The sequence below is a fragment of the Mycobacterium sp. NGS22 genome, from assembly GCF_059813095.1.
Window position 1 is genome coordinate 1 of sequence record NZ_JCALDY010000035.1, and the last position, 18,483, is coordinate 18,483.

20 protein-coding genes are annotated in these 18,483 nt (G+C 66.1%); 11 read left to right on the plus strand and 9 right to left on the minus strand.

Annotated elements, in window-relative coordinates; translation table 11 throughout:
* Positions 1-17: 17 nt before the first annotated feature.
* Positions 18-746, minus strand: coding sequence for a sensor domain-containing protein (locus tag AC5Y47_RS22775; RefSeq protein ID WP_499946521.1), 729 nt, complete (start codon positions 744-746; stop codon positions 18-20).
* Between the two features lie 301 nt (positions 747-1,047).
* Here AC5Y47_RS22775 and AC5Y47_RS22780 point away from each other — a divergent pair, with 301 nt between their 5' ends.
* The 5 genes from AC5Y47_RS22780 to htpG all read left to right on the plus strand — a co-directional run bounded on the left by AC5Y47_RS22780 (position 1,048) and on the right by htpG (position 6,491).
* Positions 1,048-1,926: a hypothetical protein gene (locus AC5Y47_RS22780; protein WP_499946522.1), complete on the plus strand. Its 879-nt coding sequence runs from the start codon at positions 1,048-1,050 to the stop codon at positions 1,924-1,926.
* A 459-nt stretch (positions 1,927-2,385) separates the two neighbouring features.
* Positions 2,386-3,315 (plus strand): class I SAM-dependent methyltransferase, encoded by a 930-nt coding sequence (locus AC5Y47_RS22785; RefSeq protein WP_499946523.1) that lies wholly within the window; start codon positions 2,386-2,388, stop codon positions 3,313-3,315.
* A 111-nt stretch (positions 3,316-3,426) separates the two neighbouring features.
* Positions 3,427-3,906, plus strand: a complete 480-nt coding sequence (locus tag AC5Y47_RS22790; protein WP_499946524.1) for an ATP-binding protein — start codon at positions 3,427-3,429, stop codon at positions 3,904-3,906.
* Positions 3,907-3,962: 56 nt separating this feature from the next.
* Positions 3,963-4,412, plus strand: coding sequence for an anti-sigma factor antagonist (locus AC5Y47_RS22795; protein WP_499946525.1), 450 nt, complete (start codon positions 3,963-3,965; stop codon positions 4,410-4,412).
* Positions 4,413-4,535: 123 nt separating this feature from the next.
* On the plus strand, positions 4,536-6,491 hold the full coding sequence (htpG, locus tag AC5Y47_RS22800; RefSeq protein WP_499946526.1) for a molecular chaperone HtpG: 1,956 nt from the start codon (positions 4,536-4,538) through the stop codon (positions 6,489-6,491).
* Positions 6,492-6,501: 10 nt separating this feature from the next.
* Here htpG and AC5Y47_RS22805 read toward each other — a convergent pair whose 3' ends face one another.
* Entirely contained in the window at positions 6,502-7,470 is a 969-nt protein-coding gene (locus tag AC5Y47_RS22805) for an aldo/keto reductase (protein ID WP_499946527.1), read from the minus strand.
* A 136-nt stretch (positions 7,471-7,606) separates the two neighbouring features.
* Between AC5Y47_RS22805 and AC5Y47_RS22810 the strand changes: the two genes are divergently transcribed.
* Complete coding sequence (locus AC5Y47_RS22810; RefSeq protein WP_499946528.1) at positions 7,607-8,395, plus strand: MBL fold metallo-hydrolase; 789 nt, start codon at positions 7,607-7,609, stop codon at positions 8,393-8,395.
* Here AC5Y47_RS22810 and AC5Y47_RS22815 read toward each other — a convergent pair.
* Entirely contained in the window at positions 8,385-8,696 is a 312-nt protein-coding gene (locus AC5Y47_RS22815) for a hypothetical protein (protein ID WP_499946529.1), read from the minus strand. The genes AC5Y47_RS22810 and AC5Y47_RS22815 overlap by 11 nt on opposite strands.
* A 168-nt stretch (positions 8,697-8,864) precedes the next feature.
* Between AC5Y47_RS22815 and AC5Y47_RS22820 the strand changes: the two genes are divergently transcribed.
* Entirely contained in the window at positions 8,865-9,632 is a 768-nt protein-coding gene (locus tag AC5Y47_RS22820) for an SDR family oxidoreductase (protein WP_499946560.1), read from the plus strand.
* A gap of 34 nt (positions 9,633-9,666) precedes the next feature.
* Here the strand turns inward: AC5Y47_RS22820 and AC5Y47_RS22825 are convergent, their stop codons facing one another.
* On the minus strand, positions 9,667-10,266 hold the full coding sequence (locus AC5Y47_RS22825; protein ID WP_499946530.1) for a PaaI family thioesterase: 600 nt from the start codon (positions 10,264-10,266) through the stop codon (positions 9,667-9,669).
* Positions 10,267-10,352: 86 nt separating this feature from the next.
* Between AC5Y47_RS22825 and AC5Y47_RS22830 the strand changes: the two genes are divergently transcribed.
* Positions 10,353-11,021, plus strand: coding sequence for a PadR family transcriptional regulator (locus tag AC5Y47_RS22830; RefSeq protein WP_499946531.1), 669 nt, complete (start codon positions 10,353-10,355; stop codon positions 11,019-11,021).
* Here AC5Y47_RS22830 and AC5Y47_RS22835 read toward each other — a convergent pair.
* Entirely contained in the window at positions 11,018-12,715 is a 1,698-nt protein-coding gene (locus tag AC5Y47_RS22835) for a 3-ketosteroid-delta-1-dehydrogenase (protein ID WP_499946532.1), read from the minus strand. The two genes, AC5Y47_RS22830 and AC5Y47_RS22835, sit on opposite strands and share 4 nt — an antisense overlap.
* Before the next feature lie 101 nt (positions 12,716-12,816).
* On the opposite strand from AC5Y47_RS22835, the gene AC5Y47_RS22840 reads away from it, so the two are divergent.
* From AC5Y47_RS22840 to AC5Y47_RS22850, 3 genes are read left to right on the plus strand one after another with little or no spacing between them, the layout of a single operon-like run.
* The gene (locus AC5Y47_RS22840) at positions 12,817-13,953 is read left to right on the plus strand and encodes a 3-ketosteroid-9-alpha-monooxygenase, oxygenase component (RefSeq protein ID WP_499946533.1); all 1,137 of its coding nucleotides are present in this window, start codon (positions 12,817-12,819) and stop codon (positions 13,951-13,953) included.
* 29 nt (positions 13,954-13,982) lie between these two features.
* The gene (locus tag AC5Y47_RS22845) at positions 13,983-14,225 is read left to right on the plus strand and encodes a ferredoxin (protein WP_499946561.1); all 243 of its coding nucleotides are present in this window, start codon (positions 13,983-13,985) and stop codon (positions 14,223-14,225) included.
* Positions 14,222-15,013: an SDR family NAD(P)-dependent oxidoreductase gene (locus tag AC5Y47_RS22850; RefSeq protein ID WP_499946534.1), complete on the plus strand. Its 792-nt coding sequence runs from the start codon at positions 14,222-14,224 to the stop codon at positions 15,011-15,013. The genes AC5Y47_RS22845 and AC5Y47_RS22850 overlap by 4 nt, the downstream gene beginning before the upstream one ends.
* 77 nt (positions 15,014-15,090) lie before the next feature.
* Here AC5Y47_RS22850 and AC5Y47_RS22855 read toward each other — a convergent pair whose 3' ends face one another.
* The 4 genes from AC5Y47_RS22855 to AC5Y47_RS22870 all read right to left on the minus strand — a co-directional run bounded on the left by AC5Y47_RS22855 (position 15,091) and on the right by AC5Y47_RS22870 (position 18,457).
* The gene (locus AC5Y47_RS22855) at positions 15,091-16,164 is read right to left on the minus strand and encodes a hypothetical protein (protein ID WP_499946535.1); all 1,074 of its coding nucleotides are present in this window, start codon (positions 16,162-16,164) and stop codon (positions 15,091-15,093) included.
* An 84-nt stretch (positions 16,165-16,248) separates the two neighbouring features.
* Positions 16,249-17,175, minus strand: a complete 927-nt coding sequence (locus AC5Y47_RS22860) for an alpha/beta hydrolase (protein WP_499946536.1) — start codon at positions 17,173-17,175, stop codon at positions 16,249-16,251.
* The gene (locus tag AC5Y47_RS22865; protein WP_499946537.1) at positions 17,172-17,993 is read right to left on the minus strand and encodes an SDR family NAD(P)-dependent oxidoreductase; all 822 of its coding nucleotides are present in this window, start codon (positions 17,991-17,993) and stop codon (positions 17,172-17,174) included. The genes AC5Y47_RS22860 and AC5Y47_RS22865 overlap by 4 nt, the downstream gene beginning before the upstream one ends.
* Positions 17,990-18,457, minus strand: a complete 468-nt coding sequence (locus tag AC5Y47_RS22870) for a nuclear transport factor 2 family protein (protein ID WP_499946538.1) — start codon at positions 18,455-18,457, stop codon at positions 17,990-17,992. The genes AC5Y47_RS22865 and AC5Y47_RS22870 overlap by 4 nt, the downstream gene beginning before the upstream one ends.
* Between the last annotated feature and the right edge of the window lie 26 nt (positions 18,458-18,483).

Below are 18,483 nucleotides of genomic sequence, written 5' to 3' on the forward strand. Positions count from 1 at the left end.
GGCTCCGGATTGAGTCGTCACGAAGTGGATCTCAGCAGTTCGTCGATTTTCTTGAGCCGTTTGGTCACCAACGCGCCGATGTCGATGGCACGGTCCGGCGAGCAGGTGACGATCTCGGAAACGACGTTGGCTTTGGCGATGACCGCGAATTCGCATACCCACCGTTGTCCCGCGAGATTGGTCAACCACTGGGCTACCTCGGGCGGGCTCTGACTCAAGGTCGCCGGGTTCACCGTCGACTTGTGACCACCGTCGCCCCATGCCGTGACCGGGTGCTGGCATCCGGTCACGGTCTTGCGGACCGAGTCCAGGAAGCCGGCTGCGTCGAAGTCGGCCGGATAGCTGGCCGACACTTCCAAGAGTTGATGCTGGTTGAGAAGGCGGTCCTGCTGCGTGCGGGCCTCGCGCCCGGTGTAGGTCGACGGGAACAACGGATAGCGGCCGAACGCCACGACGCCGTGGCACTCCGCCGGGTCGGCGCCGATGAAAAGTGCGGACTGCATGTCGTCTTCGCTCAGCGGGCTGTTGTCGACCACTGTGAGCGAGCCCGAAGCTGTCAGCAGATCGTCCAGTTGCGACGGATGGATGGGTCCACTCGATGCGGCGGCGCCTCGTTGCGCATTTACAGGGGTACCGGCAACAACACGGTCGCACCCACAGACCGCGACGCAGAGCAACAGTACGAGCCCGAACGCCAGCGCGGCGTGCCCCGGAACGCTGCGGCCGTCGTCATCGGCGCCAGCCACGATCGGTCTCCTTGGTCAAAATCGGCTTCGTGTTTGCTTCCTAGCATCCACCAGGATTTCCGCTGATGCTCGGCGAAACCAGTCACCTCTGCCTACCAGCGGTGCGCGAGCCGTCGTCTGGCATCGGGTCCGCCTCGGCGCGGCACCTGCGAATATGTTGTGCCACAGAGCAATTCGCCTATCCCAGACCCGGCTGGACCGGCGTGGCCACCCGCCGCCCGGCTCGCCGAAGGCAACCCGACCCCGACTTGCTTCAATTGTCGGGATCTGCACCGCTTCAACTGGGAGCTCCGAGCGCACAGTGACCCAAACCACGAGGCACCGCTACGTACGCGGCGCATTGCGCAGCTTGGCACGTGCCTCGGCGCCTCGCCCCGTCGCGGCCGAACGCGCCGCCCGGGATTTCGGCAAACCGCTGGCGCCGGCCGTCTGGGCGGAGATCCGGTGGGCGTTTCACCGGCCGCGCACCTGGTTGTCGGGTGTGCTGGCCAATCTGTTCCTGGCGGCCGCCTGGTTGTCGGTGCAACCGCTGACCGCTGCCTACCACCACCATCCCACCCGGCACTTCCATCACCATCAGCTCGACTGGGTGGTCCTGGTCAGCACCTACTTCTCGTCGTTCATCCTCGCCGACGTCACGACCACCAATCTGCTTGGCGGCGACCATATTCGGGTCGCCAGAGGATTGTCCGAAGGGGTGCGGTTGCGGCGGATCCTGGTGATCAAGAATTTGGCGCTGGTGGTAATCGTCGGCCTACCCACCCTCGCGGTGGCGGCGGCGCTGACGGTGGCCAGGGAAGGGGTACCGCAACTGGCGATGACCATACCGAACGTGGCGGTGCCAATCGTGTCCTGGCTCGGAGTCGGCAACGTCATCTCCGTAATCCACCCGGTGTCGGTGCAGCCGCTGATGCGGCGTTGGCGCCATCGCCACGATCTACGCCGCACCGCTATGTGGCTGCTGGCCATCGCACTGCCGTACGCGGTCTATTACGTCGCCGATCCGATGGACGGCGTCGAGCACCGCTTTCTGTGGACGCGGATTCCCGCGGCTATCGGCCCGGTTTTCGGGCGCGACACCAAGAGCCTGGTGCACCTAAGCATCGCGCTGATCGTGTGGATCCTCGGAACGTCGGTGGCGGTGTTCTGGGTGCGACGCCGCGGCCTGCGGTTCGCCTGAGCGGGCGGCCAACCGAAACGAAATCTTCCCCGCCGGCCCTCGGTAGGAGGACAATCGACGGGACCGCCCGGCACGTGCTGGACGACGACAGCAAGAGGTGGGCACATGAACCGCATTCTCCGCCGGTGCACAATCAGCGCGTTCGCTCTCGCAGCAACGATGGTTCCGGCCGTCATCACCCCCGCGACAAGTCGCGCCGACGACGACTGCGCCCCCGGGTGGGCGTGGAGCGTGGAACTCAACGAATGCGTGTTCGTCCTTCCCGCCGCGAACGGCCCCGGCGGACCGGGTGGACCGGGAGGGCCAGGGGGACCCGGCGGTCCCGGTGGCCCCGGTGGCCCCGGCGGTCCGGGGGGCCCCGGCCGCCGCTGACCTTGCCGTTCCCACGTTGCGGGCAGTTATTACCGTAGCTAAGTGTTAAACTGGCTAAGTATCTGCCGCTCGACGAGGGGAATGTCCGTGCCACGCACCGAGAACGACACCTGGGACCTGGCTACCAGTGTGGGCGCGACGGCGACCATGGTGGCCGCCGCTCGCGCGATCGCGACGAACGCCGAGAACCCGGTGATCGACGACCAGTTCGCCGAGCCATTGGTACGCGCCGTGGGCGTGGACTTCTTTACCCGTTGGGTGTCGGGGGAACTTGCCGCCGCCGACGTCGACGACGACGAGTCCAGCTGGAAGCTCGAGCACATGCCCGACGCCATGGCCGCTCGGACCCGCTTTTTCGACGGGTTCTTCCAGGACGCAGCGCGTGCCGGCATCCGACAGGCGGTCATTCTCGCCTCCGGCCTGGACGCCCGCGCCTACCGGCTGAGCTGGCCCGCCGGCATGACCGTGTTCGAAATCGACCAGCCCGAGGTGATCGAGTTCAAGACCACCACGCTGAAATCCCTGGGTGCGGCCCCGAAAGCCGACCTGCGTACGGTGCCCATCGACCTGCGACAGGATTGGCCGAACGCGTTGCGAGCTGCTGGCCTGGACACCGAGCGGCCCACGGCCTGGATTGCGGAGGGATTGCTGGGATACCTGCCGCCGGAGGCGCAAGACCGGTTGATGGACAACGTCACCGCGCTCAGCGCGCCGGGTAGCCGACTGGCGGTCGAAGCCATCCCGGACCGGCCCGAACGGGACACCGAGCAAGCGCGCGAGATGATGCGGCGGTCCACCGCCAAGTGGCGGGAGCACGGCTTCGAACTGGATTGGGAGAACCTCGGATTCGAAGGCGAGCGCAAGGACGTGGCCGACTACCTGACCGACCTGGGCTGGCAGTCAAGCGGAGTCCAGATGAGTCAGTTGCTGGCCGAGCACGGTCTGGACGCGGTCCCGCAGACACATGACTCGGTGTCGATGGCCGACACGATTTACTACACCTCGGTCCTGAGCTGACGCCCGCTCAGCCCGGCGCCGCGAGAGGGCGGAGCCGGTAAAGAGCCCTTGTCGCTAGGGGACTGGTCACATCAGGTGTATCCGGCCCTGCATTCGGGTAGCCGAGATCCCGTGAGCAGTAAGACGTCAAGCGATCAGGTCGGCTTCGGTGAAGTCGACCAGCTCGGCCTCACCCATACCGGGCGGGCTGATGCGCTGACGGTCGCGATGTTCCGCCGGGACTTGGGCAATTGGCTCAGTTGCAATCTGGAGCTCGACGAAGATCGCGCCGCCGACATCGTGCTCGCGGTGGACGAGGCTCTGTCCAACTGCGCCGACCATGCCTATCAGGTTCTCGGGCGCGTGGGCAGCATGACGTTGCAGATCAGCTACGTCCCGGGCACCACCGAACTCAAGGTGTGCGTCAGCGACTACGGTCGCTGGATCGAACCCAATCCCGCTGCGATCAACGCGGTGCGCGGTCGCGGGATATTGCTGATGCGCACTCTCGCTGACGAGTGCTTCATCGATGGACGGAACGACGGCACAACGGTGTGTTTGCGCTTCGATAGTTGCCCGCCTAACAGCTACGTGCTCAGCCAAGCCAGCTGACATGAGTCTGTTCCGGCCAGACCAGGTCTGTACCGACCGACGATGAGGAGCGCAGCATGAGTTTGGCCGCCACCGAAGTGTTCGCCGTTCCGTTGCGCCTGACGCCGCGCCTCGTCGCTGAGTTGGGCGCCGAGGCCAGCACGCTGCGCGCGGCCGTGCAGAGCTTCGATGCGGCGGTCATCGTCTACGTCGGCGGTGAGATCGACGCCTGCAACGAGGCCACCTGGCGGTTGCTGCTGGCCGAGGCTGCAGCGTTCGCGTCCGCACCTCAACTGTTCATCGTCGACGTGAACAGCGTGGATTTCATGTCTTGCTCGTCCTATCTGGCGCTGGCCGAGCAGGCCGTTTGGTGTCGTGAGCGCGAAATCAAGCTCTGTCTGGTCAGTCGCCAGCCGGCGGTGGCCCGCGTCGTCGCAACGTGCGGCCTCAGTGACGTGCTGACCGTACACAGCAGCGCGCCCCGGAGTCTGCAGCTCGTCGAACAGCCGCACGAGCAAGCCTGCTGATCTCCCGGTGATACGCAGGTAGGTATCGACGCCGTCACCGACTGCTAGCCGCCGACCCGCGGCGGACCGGCGAATCGCATCTCGCTAAATTCGGACGCGATCGATCTCGTCGGAAGGAAGCTCATGAACGCGCAAGTCGAGCAGCTGGAATTCCAGGCAGAAGCCCGGCAACTGCTGGATTTGATGGTCCATTCGGTCTACTCCAACAAGGACTCGTTCCTACGGGAGTTGGTCTCCAACGCCTCCGATGCCTTGGACAAGGTGCGGCTCGAGGCGCTGCGGAACAAGGATCTCGACGTCGACACCTCGGATCTGCACATCGAGATCGACATAGACAAGGACGCGCGGACACTCACCATCCGCGACAACGGCATCGGCATGACCCGCGCCGAGGTAGTGGACCTGATCGGGACACTCGCCAAGTCGGGCACCGCCGAACTGCGACAGCAGCTGCGGGAGGCCAAGGATGCGAATGCCTCCGAGGAGTTGATCGGGCAATTCGGCATCGGCTTCTACTCGTCGTTCATGGTTGCCGACAAAGTCGAACTGCTCACCCGCAAAGCCGGCGAGAGCGAGGCCACCCGCTGGGATTCCAGCGGGGAAGGCACCTACACCATCGAAGCCGTTGAGGGCGCGCCGCAGGGTACGTCGGTAACCCTGCATCTGAAGCCCGAGGATGCCGAGGACGAGCTGCACGACTACTCCTCGGAGTGGAAGATCAAGAGCCTGGTCAAGCAGTACTCCGACTTCATCGCGTGGCCGATCCGGATGGAAGTCGAGCGCACCATCCAGGTCCCGGTGGACTCCGACGCGGACTCCGAAGAGGGCTCCGGGGAGACCCGCGAAGAGACCGTGATCGACACCGAGACGCTCAACTCGATGAAAGCGCTCTGGGCGCGGCCCAAGGACGAGGTGTCCGAGGAGGAGTACAAGGAGTTCTACAAGCACATCGCGCATGCCTGGGATGACCCGCTGGAAGTCATCGCGATGAAGGCCGAAGGCACCTTCGAATACCAGGCGCTGCTGTTCATCCCGTCCCAGGCGCCGTTCGACCTGTTCAACCGGGACGCCAAGACCGGGGTGCAGCTGTACGTCAAGCGCGTCTTCATCATGGGCGACTGCGATGAGCTGATGCCCGAATATCTGCGTTTCGTCAAGGGTGTCGTCGACGCACAAGACTTGTCTCTCAACGTTTCCCGCGAAATCTTGCAAAAGGATAGGCAGATCAACGCGATCCGGCGCCGGCTGACCAAGAAGGTGCTGTCCACCATCAAGGACATCCAGTCGAGTCGGCCCGAGGATTACCGCACCTTCTGGACCCAGTTCGGCAAAGTCCTCAAGGAGGGCCTGCTGTCGGACTTCGACAACCAGGAAACGCTGCTGGGAGTCTCGTCGTTCGCCTCGACGCACAGCGAGGAAGAACCCACCACGCTCGCCGAATACGTCGAGCGAATGAAGGAGGGTCAGACCCAGATCTTCTATGCCACCGGCGAATCCCGCCAGCAACTGCTGAAGTCACCGCATCTCGAGGCGTTCAAAGCCAAGGGATACGAGGTGCTGTTGCTGACCGACCCGGTCGACGAGGTGTGGGTCGGCACCGTCACCGAATTCGACGGCAAGCCGCTGCAGTCGGTGGCCAAGGGTGAGGTCGATTTGGACTCCGACGAGGAATCCTCGGCCGCCGAGCGTGAGGAGCAGGCCAAAGACTTCGCCGAGTTGCTCAGTTGGTTGAAGGAGACACTGAGCGAACATGTCAAGGAAGTGCGGTTGTCCACCCGCCTGACCGAGTCGCCGGCCTGCCTGATCACCGACGCCTTCGGCATCACCCCGGCGTTGGCCCGGTTGTACCGCGCGTCCGGACAAGAGGTTCCGGTCGGCAAGCGGATCCTGGAACTCAATCCGAACCATCCGCTCGTCGTCGGGCTGCGCCAAGCCCGCACCGATCGCCCGGACGATGCCTCGGTCGCCGAGACCGCCGAACTGCTTTACGGCACAGCACTTCTCGCCGAGGGTGGTGCGCTGGAGGACCCGGCGCGGTTTGCCGAGTTGCTCACCGAGCGACTCGCCCGCACGGTGTGACAGCCGGCCGCTAGCGGCCGAGCTTCTCCCGCACCAGGCCGGTCAGGAAGCGGCCGGCCGATTCCGGCCGGAAGGCGCGGGCCGCGGCGGTCAGCGCGTCGTGCGATTCCTTGCTCAGCTCGATGTCGGCGGCGGCGACGTTGAACTCCAGTTGCTCCACGCTGGACGCGCCCGGTATGGCGACCACACCGGGCAGGTGGATCAACCAGGCCAGCGCTACCTGCGCCGGCTTGGCACCGACCTCGGCCGCAACATCGCGCAGGGTCTGCAGCAGCGGTTCGATCCGGCGCAGGTTCTCGGTGCCGAACAGCGGGTTGACCGCACGAACACCGCCGGGACGGTTGTCCACCCCGTACTTGCCGCCCAGCAGTCCCTGCGCCAGCGGACTGTAGGCGATGATGATCCGGTTCTCCCGCTCCGCGAACGGAACCATGTGGTCCAGCACGCGGGGCCGGGCCAGCGAGAATTCCACCTGATTGCTGATCACCGGTCTGCCCAGCGCCGCGTCGGCCTGCTGCCACCGCGACAGCGAATAGTTCGAGACGCCCGCGGCGCCGATCTTGCCCTCGTCGAGCAGCTCCCGCATGCCGGGCATGATGACCGTGTCCGGAACCAGCGGGTTGGACTGATGGATCTGATAGAGCGGGATCCGCTCCAACTGCAGTCGGCGCGCGCTGCCGCGCTCGCGCTGCTTGATCACCGCCGGGAACGGCGCAACCGGGAAGATCTTGCTGGCCACCGCGACTTTGGTGCGCTCGTCGCCCAGCGCCTCGCCGAGGATCCGTTCGCTCTTGCCGAGTCCGTACACCTCGGCGGTGTCGAACAGCGTGACGCCCAGGGCCAGCGCGCGTTGCACGATGTCGCGGGCAGCTCCGGAGGCGTAGCTGTCACCGTAACCCCACTCACGCGAACCGAACTGCCACGTGCCCAAACCGATCCGACTGACCTGCCCGACGCCTTCGACGTCAACGTATTTCATGAATCCACCGTATACCGGTCAGCCGGCCCGCCACATCCGAGGCATTGTCGCTGCGCCGCCGCACTTGCGGGATGTTCGGAATCTGCATCAGGATGGGCCGAATACCAGCCAGGCTCAACCCAATTCGGGAGTGCGGATGAACAGGGTGCATCACCTCAACTGCGGCACGATGAACATGCCGGGTGCCCCGATGGTCTGTCACGTCCTGCTCGTCGAGACCGGTGACGGTTTGGTGTTGGTGGATACCGGTTTTGGCTTACAGGACTGCGCCGACCCGGCACGGGTCGGTCCGTTCCGTCATGTACTCCGACCGGTCTTACTGCGTGCGGAAACGGCGGCGTACCAGATCGAGAAGCTCGGGTTCCGGCTCTCGGACGTGCGCCACATCGTGGTGACGCACTTCGATCTCGACCACATCGGCGGAATCGCTGATTTCCCAGATGCATTCGTGCACGTCACCGCGGCCGAGGCGGGCGGTGCCGTGCACGCGCCGTCGACGCGGGAGCGGGTTCGGTACCGCGCCGCTCAGTGGGCACACGGGCCCAGGCTGGTCGAGCACGGCCCGGACGGGGAGTCGTGGCGCGGATTCCCGTCAGCCAAGCCGCTGGACATGATCAGTGACGGCGTCGTCCTGGTGCCGATGCCCGGCCACACCCGGGGCCACGCCGCGGTCGCTGTCGAGTCCGGGCGCGAGTGGATTCTGCACTGCGGTGACGCTTTCTACCACCACGGCACGCTGTCGAAGTCGCGGGTGCCCTTCGTCCTGCGGGCGCAAGAAACGATGTTCGCGTTCGACCGTAAGCAACTGCGCGACAATCAGATGCGGCTCGCCGAGTTGTTCGCGCGTCAGGAACCGCATCTGACCATCGTCTGCGCCCATGACTCGACACTGCTGGCGTCGGCCCAGGCGAATCTCAACTGGTAGGCGGCGGTGCCGGTTCGTCGGAACGGGCGTCGTGCCACTGCAATTCCGCCTCGCGAACCCGTCGATGGGCCTGACGTAACCAGACCAGGCCGGCAGCGCCGACCACCACCGCGACGACGATTCCCACCACGCCCGCCGTCGTGTGACCGGCAGCCAGCCCGGCCAGGCCGATGACCAGCGCGATAACACCGAACGCGACGCCGACGATGCCTACGGCGTTCTTGCCGTTCTTCATGGTCTCGCCGGCGTGCTGTCGGGTGGTCCGATCGTGGTCGACCGGGTCGATCTCGGGGTTGGTCACTTCTGCTCCTTGGACATACGTGCTGAGGTTTTCCCGGATATCTGGGTGCTAAACGGTGACCGCGCCCACGTGATCCGGCAACGTCATGCTGCCAAACCGGTAACCCCGTTCTCGTCAGCTACCGGCGGTATGACATGCTCGGCTACGGAGGTCGATATGGCGAAAACAGTGGTGATCGGCGCCTCGAGCGGGCTGGGGCGCTGCATCGGTATCGGTTTGGCACAGCGCGGAGACCAGGTTGCGCTGCTCGCTCGGCGACGCGAACGCATCGAGGCGGCGGCACAGGAAGCCGGCTCGACCGCGATCGCCGTCGAATGCGACGTGACCGACGAAGCCTCCGCACGGTCGGGCGTCGACGCCGCCGCCGACGCCCTGGGCGGCATCGACAACGTGGTCTATGCGCCCGCGATCAGTCCGCTGGTCCCGTTGGCCGGCACCGACGCCGCAACGTGGCGGCGGGTCTTCGACACCAACGTGATCGGCGCGGCGCTGGCCACCGCGGCGGCGATTCCGCATCTGTCGGCAACGGCGGGCAAAGTGGTGTTCCTGTCGTCGGATGCCGGCACGTTCGGACCGCCCTGGCCGGGGTTGGGCGCCTACGGCGTCAGCAAGGCGGCGCTGGAGCGCCTCGTCGAGGCCTACCGCGCCGAGCACCCCGACATCGGCTTCACCAACCTCATCGTCGGTGAGTGCGCGGGCGGGGAGGGCGATGCGCAGACCGGGATGAACGTCGGCTGGGACCGGGAGTTGGCCATGCAGGCCTACCCGCTGTGGGTCTCCCGCGGCTGCATGCCGGGCAAGCTGATGCCCGTCGAAGACCTCGTCGACGTGGTGCACACGATCCTGCGCACCAACGCGTCGACGTCGATGCCTGTCGTGGTCGCTCGGGGCGCTCCGACGGCCTCGGGGGCGGTGCTGGAGTACGGGCAGCGCTGAGGGCGCGGCGTTCTCGGAACTGCGCCCGAGGGGTTCATGTCCGTGGGTGGATGAAGATGCCTTCGGCTGAGACCAGCACGCCGTCGGCGCCGCTGATCTGTCCGACCGCGAAAGTCTTCACGCCTTCGGTCCGGTCCACCCACGCGTCGGCGCGCAGGGGCTGATTCAACGGGGTCCGCTGGTGGTAGCGCAGGGTCAGCGTTCCGGTGTAGGCCGGGCGGCCCGGTTGGTGCGCGGTGGCCCCGAGAATGTGATCGAGGATCATCGCCGAGATACCACCGTGAACGTGCCCCATCGGACCCTCGAACGCGGCGCCCAGGACGAATTCCGTCCACACCGATCCGTCGCTCTCGTGGTGAACCACCAGCGGCGGGGCCGACGGATTGCGAACTCCGATAACGACATTGCCTGACGCGATGCCCTGACCGTCGTTGATCTCGCGTTCGCCGAAGGTGCCCGGCATCAGCTCGGCGCTCAGTTCGCTTGTGACGCTGTCGATCTTGGCGGTAGCGGCGGCGATGACGTCGTGTCCCACCTCGGTGCGGATGGTCGCGTCGATCAAGCGCCGCACCGATGCCGCCAGCGACTCGTACACGGGCAACGAATCAGTCAACGACGCAAACGAATCCACCATGTCCGCCACCCTAGAGCAGCCATATTCGTCCCGGTCAGCGGTCCGCGCCCGGGCAAGTCGACGACGCGGGTTGTTAATCTGACCGGATGCCCGGCGAAAAGGCGAATGCGGCACTGGCGGCCACCAGCTGGGCGCTGCTGGGCATGATGTCCTACGAAGAGGAAGTCTCCGGCTACGACCTCAAAAAGTGGATCGACTGGAGCGTCGACCTCTACTACTGGAGCCCTTCCTACAGCCAGATCTACACCGAGCTGAAGAAGCTGGAAAGCCTCGGACTGGTGACCTCCCGCGTCGAACGGGACGAAGGCACCCGCAGCCGCCGGCTCTACAAGATCACGCCGGCCGGGATGGCCGCGATCACCGACTGGACCAACAACGCCCCGCTGGACCCGCCGGTCCTCAAGCACAGCATGCTGCTGCGGGTCACCTTCGGTCATCTCAGCAACCCGGGCCGGCTGAAAGAGCAGCTGCAGGAGTATGTGGCTTACGCCGAAGCCCGGCACCGCAAGGCCGTCGAGGACTCCGAGGGCGCCGAGGTCGAGCCGGCGTGGGCTTACTCGGTCATCGCATTGCGTTGGGCGGCAAAGTATTACGCCGCAGAGCGGGAGTTCGCGCTGGAGTTGATGAAGGAGATCGACGAAGCCGACGCGGTCATCGAAAAGGCCAGCAAGGGTGGCTTCGGCAAGCCGCGCCCCACCCCGGGTTATTGGCGTGAGGTGGAGAAGCAGGTCGTGGCCAAACGCGAAGCCGACTAGCGAGCCGCGTCGCGGGCGGCGATGTAGCCGTACACCAGGCCCTGCGCGATCGTGGCGCCCGCACCGGGGTAGCTGGCGCCAAAGGCGTTGGCCGCGTTGTTGCCGATGGCGTAAAGGCCTTCGATGACCCCGCCGTCCTCGCGCAGCACCCGGCCCCGCTGGTCGGCCGTCAGCCCGCCGCACGTACCGAGGTCGGACAGGACCATGCGCACCGCATAGAAGGGACCGTTGAGCAGCGGGCGCAGGTTCGGGTTCGGCTTGACCGTCGGATCGCCGTAGTAACGGTCGTACGCGCTGCGGCCGCGGCCGAAGTCGGGATCGTCACCGGCACAAGCATTGTGGTTGAAGCGGGTCATGGTCTGGTGGAACTCCGAAGCCGGGACGCCGATGTGTTCGGCCAGCTCCGCCAGACTGCTTGCGCGGGCGGCGATTCCGGCGTCGAACCAGGCCTGCGGCACCCGCATCCGCGGAAAGAGCTCCGCGCCGAAGACATAGCTGTTGCGATACTGCTGATCGAAAATGATCCACATCGCTTCCACCGGGCTACCGGCGCGTTCCAACTCCAGCAGGCGCTGACCGAAGGACATGTAATCCGAAGCCTCATTGGTGAATCGGCGACCGTGCTGGTCCGCGATCAGGCATCCCGGTAGGGACCGTTCGGCCAGCATCACCGTCGGCGCCCTGCCGGGCAGCGGCGCGATGGCGGGAAACCACCACGCCTGGTCCATCAAACCGATCCCGGCGCCGATCTCCTGCGCCACCTGGATCCCATCGCCGGTGTTGGTGTCGGCGCCCAGACTGTAGTTCGTGCCGAGCGAGGCGGACTGGAACTTCCTGCGCATCTCCATGTTGTGGTCGAACCCACCGGTGGCCAGCACCACCCCGCGCCGCGCAGTGATGGTGACCGCACGGCCGCAATGCTCGACCACCGCGCCGGTCACCCGGTCGCCGTCACCGGTGAGCCGCTGCAGCGTGGTCTCGGTCCACACCGGGATGCCGGCACGCAGCACTCCTGCCAACAGGCCGGCGGCCAAGCCCTGGCCTCCCGCGGCGTACCGCCTGCCGATCAGCAGACCGCCCATACCCTGCGCGATTCGCTTGCCGAACGTCGGTATCCCGCGCCGCGGCACCCGAGCCACGAGGTTCATCCAGCGGTAATCGGCCCCCGTCGTCGGGATGGCGAAGCCCGCTTCCAACACGCCCGGCCGCAGCCGGCGCCGGTATGCGCCCAGTTGTGCGGTGTCGAACGGGTGACACTCGCAAGTGCGGCCGGCCGCGCTGCCCCCGGGCTGCTCCGGATGGTAGTCGGAATAGTCGCGCGCCCAGAAGAACCGCAACGGCGTTGTGCGGCGCAACATCTCGACCGTTGCCGACACGTTCTGCACAAATCCGTCCGACCGCTGCGGTGGCGCCGAGCCGGCGACCACGGCGTCCAAGTAGGTGCCGGCCTTGCCCGCCGAGTCGCCGGCGCCGGCGTCTTCCAGCACCGGCCCACCTGGCAACCACAGCGCACCACCCGAGCGGGCGGTCGACCCGCCCACGTAGCGCGACTTCTCCACGATCAGCACCGACAGCCCCAACTCGCCAGCGGCCAGCGCCGCCGCCATTCCCGTCCCGGACCCGGCCACCAGCAGGTCGACCTCGGTGTCGGCGACGGGAAGCCCGGTGGGGATCGTCGTACTGTCTGCGCTCACCACTGCGACGTTAGGCGCGCCGGACGCCGCCGTGAAAGCTTTTCCTGATCAGTGGAACAAGTGGTCCCCAAAGCCGGGCCGGGAGGCGTTGAATGATCGTCATGAGCTCGCAAATCGACGCCGACGAGATTCGGCTCATCGAAGCGCAGGCCGCGCCGACGCGGTTCGCCCGCGGCTGGCACTGTCTGGGTCTGGTTCGGGATTTCGCGGACGGCAAGCCGCATGCGGTCAACGCCTTCGGCCAGATGCTCGTCGTGTTCCGCAGCGGGGACGGCAAGGTCAACGTGCTCGACGGCTACTGCCGCCACATGGGCGGCAATTTGTCCGAAGGGGAAGTCAAGGGCAACGAGATCGCCTGCCCGTTTCACGACTGGCGCTGGGGCGGCGACGGCAGATGCAAACAGGTGCCGTACGCCAAGCGCACCCCACGCCTGGCCCGCACCGCGACCTGGACCACGCTGGAACAGGACGGCATGTTGTTCGTGTGGAACGACCCCGAAGGCAACCCGCCCGCGCCGGAGGTGACGATCCCGCGCATCGAAGGCGCCACCAGCGATGAGTGGACCGACTGGCACTGGTACACCACGATCGTCGGCAGCAACTGCCGGGAAATCATCGACAATGTCGTGGACATGGCGCACTTCTTCTACATCCACGGGTCGCTGCCGACCTACTTCAAGAACATCTTCGAAGGACACGTCGCCACGCAGTACATGAACGGCGAAGGCCGGCCCGACATGGGTGGCACGGAGGGCGCCCGGATGCTTGGCACCACATCGGTCGCCTCCTATTTCGGGCCGTCGTTCATGATCGACGACCTGACCTACCACTACGAAGACGGCGATCAGCAGACCATCTTGATCAACTGCCACTATCCGATCGACGCCAATTCCTTTGTGCTGCAATACGGCATCATCGTCAAGAAGTCCGAAACCCTGCCCGCCGACGTCGCGATGCAGACCGCGATCAGCCTCGGCGACTACGTCAAGATGGGTTTCGAGCAGGACGTCGAGATCTGGCGGCACAAGGCGCGCATCGACAACCCGCTGCTGGTCGAGGAGGACGGTCCGGTCTATCAACTGCGGCGCTGGTATGAGCAGTTCTACGTCGATGCCGCCGAGGTGCAGCCAGACATGGTGGACCGCTTCGAGTTCGAGTTGGACACCACCCGGCCCTACGAAGCCTGGATGAAACAGATCGAGGAGAACATGGCGGCCCGGGCGGGCTCGGTGTCGTGAAGGTACGCGCCGACAACCGTCTGGACGACATGCCGATGGCGCCCGTCGCGTGCCGCAACTGTGGCGCGCAGGTGCTGGCCCGCAAGAGCAGCTGGAATCAGACCAGCGTGCAATGGAATGCCGAGGCGTCCGCGTCGTGCACCGAACGCCGGGCGGCCGACCGGATCGCCGCCCATCACCGCCGTCCGTTTCTGGTTTGCTCGGCGTTGCGGGAGTCGATCGAGACCGCCGTCGCCGCAGGCGAACTGACCGTCGTCGACGGCGCCTCGTGAAAGTTGCGGTGGTGACCGGGGCCAGCCGCGGCGCCGGGCGCGGCATCGCGGCCGCACTGGCCGCCAAGGGTTGGCGGGTGTATGCCACCGGCCGCACCATCACCGACGCCCCGCCCGGCGGGTTCGCGGTCCGGCTCGACCACGCCGACGACGACGCGGTGGCCGCCCTGTTCGAGCGGGTGCGCGTCGAGCAGAGTGGGCTGCACCTGCTGGTGAACAACGCCGCCGTCATCTCCGACGACCTGGTCAGCCCAAAGCCGTTCTGGGAGAAGCCGCTTGATCTGGCCGACGTACTGGACGTCGGATTGCGGTCGTCTTATGTCGCGTCCTGGTATGCCGCACCGCTGCTCGTCGCCGGTGGCCACGGTCTGATCGCGTTCACCTCCTCCCCGGGGTCGGCCTGCTATATGCATGGTCCGGCATACGGGGCCCAGAAGGCGGGCGTGGACAAGATGGCCGCCGATATGGCGGTCGACCTGCGCGGCACCGGTGTTGTGACGGTATCGATCTGGATGGGGATTCTGCTCACCGAGAAGCTGCGCGGCGCGTTCGAAGGGCATCCCGACGCGTTGGCCAAGACCGCCGAACACGCCGAAACACCGGAATTCACCGGCTATTTGATCGACGCGCTTCATGCCGACCCGCAGCTGGCCGAGCTGAGTGGACACACTCTCATCGGCGCCGAACTGGCTCAGCGCTACGGCATCACCGACGAGGGCGGCCGCCGGCCGCCGTCACACCGTCACCTCGGTGAGCCGCGTACGCCCAGTAGCGTGGTGGTCCGGTAACCCTGCGCGAGCAGACGCAAAAGCCCCCAATTCGTGCCGAATTGAGGGGCTTTTGCGTCTGCTCGCGGCAGGGGGCGCTACAGCTGGAACGCGCTGATCGGCGCCTGCTCCGGGTACGCGGTCGGCCCGCTGATGTCGTAAGCACCGTTGAGCGCGGCGATGAAAGCCGGGTCGTGCAACGGTTCGCTGGGGATGTCGAGCTTGAACCCTCGTGCGTTGGCGTCGTCGACCATGATGTCGATCGCCTTGTCGATAGTCAGGTCGTCGGAACCGGACATGTTCTTGTCCAGTTCGTCGAAGTCGGAGAACACTTCAGCCGACCAGTGCACCAGGAACCGCAGTTCGTCGGTGCGGTGCCGGGCGATCACCTCCTCGCCGTTCTTGAGCAACCAACGGTCACGGTCGTCGGGATCGCCGGTGAACACCGTGTCGAAGCCCAGGCCGGGCGGAATCTGTTGTTCCAGCGGCCCGTTCGCCTCGCCCCGGTGCACCATCATCTCGTTCTGCACTACCACGCCGCGGTTGTAGATGGGCGGTAGGACCCGCTTGGGCGCGCCCAGGGGACCGTCGGGCCAGTAGGTGAAACCGCTGCTGCCGTCGAGCGAAAACCAGGTGATTACCTGGGCCATCTTGATCAGGTAGTCACGAAAAAGCCCGGACTTGCCCATCACGCTGGTCAACCAGGTCGGCGCGTTCTCGTGGCGTACGCCCCGGAAACTCGGCGAATCCAGATGTCCCGGATCGCGATTGGCGCACGGCCCGTTGATGTTGAACAGCATCAGTTGAGGCTTGGCGTATTCGGCGTTCCAGTAGCGCTTGGCCAGGTCCAGGAATCGCTGGTTGTAGAAGCAGTCGTGCAGTTGCGGGTAGAGCACCGCGCCGTAGTTGGCCAAATATCCGCGAAAGGTGGGCGTCAGAAACAGATCCAGCGACGGGGTGTATCCCTCGGGGAACAACCCGCTCATGGTCGCGATCAGTTCGTCGGCGGAGGCGAAGTGCTGGGAGATGATCAGCCGCCACGGACCCTCGGAGCGCACGACATCCAGCAACCGCTCGCGTTGGTCGTCGCTGTAGACGTCGGTGATCTCGCGCGGCGGTGCGGCCGGCCGCAGTACGTCCGACAGTTCCTGGCGGCGCTCCTGGGTGAGCATCAGCTGTCTCCTTCCGAAAGTTGCGCTGTCAATTCTGGGTAACGCCGCCGTCCGGCGGATACGAGTTGTCCAGTGACCGGGAAGTCAAAACCGAAGGGGGTTGGCGAACTTGGCCCGCACCAGGGCGCCGATTTCCGCGACCGCCAGCCGACCGCGGGCGGTCGCCGACGGGCGCATCAGGAACCCGTGGTACATCCCTGGATAGCGGGTCAGCGTGGTCTGCACGCCCGCTTCACACAGTCGCGCCGCGTACCGCTCGCCCCAGTCCCGGATCGGGTCGCAACCCGCTGTCGCCACGATGGCGGCGGGCAGGCCGCCGAGGTCGGACGCGTACGCCGGGACCAGGTAGGGGTCGCGGGGCGAACCGGCGTCACCGTCGGCCAGTGCGTGCAGGTAGTCGATGTCGTCGCGGGTCAGCATCGGCGCATCGGGCAGCGAGGCGATCGACGCAACGGTCATATCGCGGTCCAGCCCCGGGTACAGCAAGACCTGCGCCGTGATGGGTGGCCCGCCACGGTCGCGGGCGGCCAGGGCGACGCCGGCCGCCAGCGCACCCCCCGCGCTGTCGCCGACGACCGCAAGCCGATCCGGATCGACACCCAGTTGGCGGGCGTGGTCCCACACCCACTCGGTTGCGGCGTAGGCGTCCTCGAATTGGGCGGGTGGCGGCGATTCGGGGGCCAGCCGGTATTCGACGGCGACGACCGCCGCCCCGGACGCAGCAGCCAGCCCCCGAGCCAACGGCTCGAAGGAGTGATTGCTGCCCATGACCAGCCCGCCGCCGTGCAAGTACACCAACACGGGCAGCCCGGATTCCGTTGTCGGATAATAGGTCCGGACCGTCAGCGATCCGGCGATCACCGCCTCGTCGACGGCTGCCATCCGGGGCATGTCGTCGGGCAGCGGGGTGGATTCGATCGCCGCGCGGACCGCGGCCAGACCCCGCTGCCGCATCGGCGGGACGTCGCCGAACGACGCGACACGCGCGGCGGCGTCGGGGTCCAGCGTCATGTGTGTGACGGGGGACGTTGCGCGGCAAGGACATCGGCGCGTTTTCGCATCGCCGTCGTCACCGACTGCTGAGTGATCAGGTAGAACCGGCCGGCGACGGCCTGCTCGAAAATCGTCTCGGCCGCGTCCAGCGGATCCATCGCGCCGGCTTTGACGTTGAGCATGGCGGCCCGCTGCGCCTCGGCGGCCCCGGCATCGCCGGCAGCGTCGACCCCACCCGCCGATTCGAAGATGTTGGAGACCACCGCCCCGGGCAGCACCGCCTGCACGTGAATGTGGTTGTGGTGCCCGGCTGTCTCGACTTCCAGACGCAAGCACTCGGTCATTGCCAGTACCGCGTGCTTACTCATGATGTAGGGCGTCTGCAGTGGGATCGCGACCACCGCACCGACCGACGACAAATTCCACACCCATGCCTGCCCGTCGTCGGCCATCATCCGGGGCAGAAATGCTCTGATGCCGTGGAAGACTCCGCTGATGTTGACGTCGACCACGCGCTGCCAGTTGGCCGGCGGCGTGTCCCACAGGTAGCCGAATTGTTCGATGCCGGCGTTGTTCACCAACAGTCGCACCGGGCCCACGTCGCGATAGGTCCGGTCCGCCAGGTCCTCCATCGCGTCCGGGTCGCGGACATCGCAGACGACATCGACGCCCGCATGCAGTTCGTCGCGCAACGACGCGATGGCGGACGCGTCGACGTCGGCCAGCACGACCGTCATCCCCAACCGGTCCGCATACCGTGCCAAACCCGCACCGATGCCGGCGCCCGCGCCGGTGATGACGGCCACGCCGCCGGAAAATGCGGCTCGCGCGCTCACGACCCGGTCGTGGATTCGGCGAGCAGCACGGAGTTGGTGGTGTCCAGGACGATGTCCATCTCGGTGAACTGCAAACCGTCGGCGGTGCGGCGCACGCCGACTTCCGCGACGCCGCTGGACACCGCGAACGGCACGAAGTTGGCGACCTGGTTGACGAAGATGTAGAACCGTGCGCGGGTGACGTCGCCGTCGGCGCCGGTGCGGTGCAGGTTGGTCGCATGGTGACGCAACGGATACGGACTCTGCTCACGATGCTCGGTCAACCAGCCCATCACCGTGTCCCGCCCACGCAGTTCGGGGGACATCAGTTCCTCGAAAGGGCTTGCGCCGCTGTCACTTCTGGTCACGTACCGGATGTCGTCGGCGTAGCGCGCCGCGAGCTCGTCGTAATGTGCTTCGTCGTAGTGGTACCAGAAGGCGGCGATGAACTCCTGCAGTTCCGGCAGCGACATGTCGTTGCTCATGGGGGAAGTCAACTCTGCGGCGACCG

Coding starts and splice junctions, on each gene's coding strand:
- AC5Y47_RS22795 (WP_499946525.1), top strand. CDS start 3,963: ATGAGTTTGGCCGCCACCGAAGTGTTCGCCGTTCCGTTGCGCCTGACG.
- htpG (WP_499946526.1), top strand. CDS start 4,536: ATGAACGCGCAAGTCGAGCAGCTGGAATTCCAGGCAGAAGCCCGGCAA.
- AC5Y47_RS22805 (WP_499946527.1), bottom strand. CDS start 7,470: ATGAAATACGTTGACGTCGAAGGCGTCGGGCAGGTCAGTCGGATCGGT.
- AC5Y47_RS22810 (WP_499946528.1), top strand. CDS start 7,607: ATGAACAGGGTGCATCACCTCAACTGCGGCACGATGAACATGCCGGGT.
- AC5Y47_RS22825 (WP_499946530.1), bottom strand. CDS start 10,266: ATGGTGGATTCGTTTGCGTCGTTGACTGATTCGTTGCCCGTGTACGAG.
- AC5Y47_RS22830 (WP_499946531.1), top strand. CDS start 10,353: ATGCCCGGCGAAAAGGCGAATGCGGCACTGGCGGCCACCAGCTGGGCG.
- AC5Y47_RS22840 (WP_499946533.1), top strand. CDS start 12,817: ATGAGCTCGCAAATCGACGCCGACGAGATTCGGCTCATCGAAGCGCAG.
- AC5Y47_RS22845 (WP_499946561.1), top strand. CDS start 13,983: ATGCCGATGGCGCCCGTCGCGTGCCGCAACTGTGGCGCGCAGGTGCTG.
- AC5Y47_RS22855 (WP_499946535.1), bottom strand. CDS start 16,164: ATGCTCACCCAGGAGCGCCGCCAGGAACTGTCGGACGTACTGCGGCCG.
- AC5Y47_RS22860 (WP_499946536.1), bottom strand. CDS start 17,175: ATGACGCTGGACCCCGACGCCGCCGCGCGTGTCGCGTCGTTCGGCGAC.
- AC5Y47_RS22870 (WP_499946538.1), bottom strand. CDS start 18,457: ATGAGCAACGACATGTCGCTGCCGGAACTGCAGGAGTTCATCGCCGCC.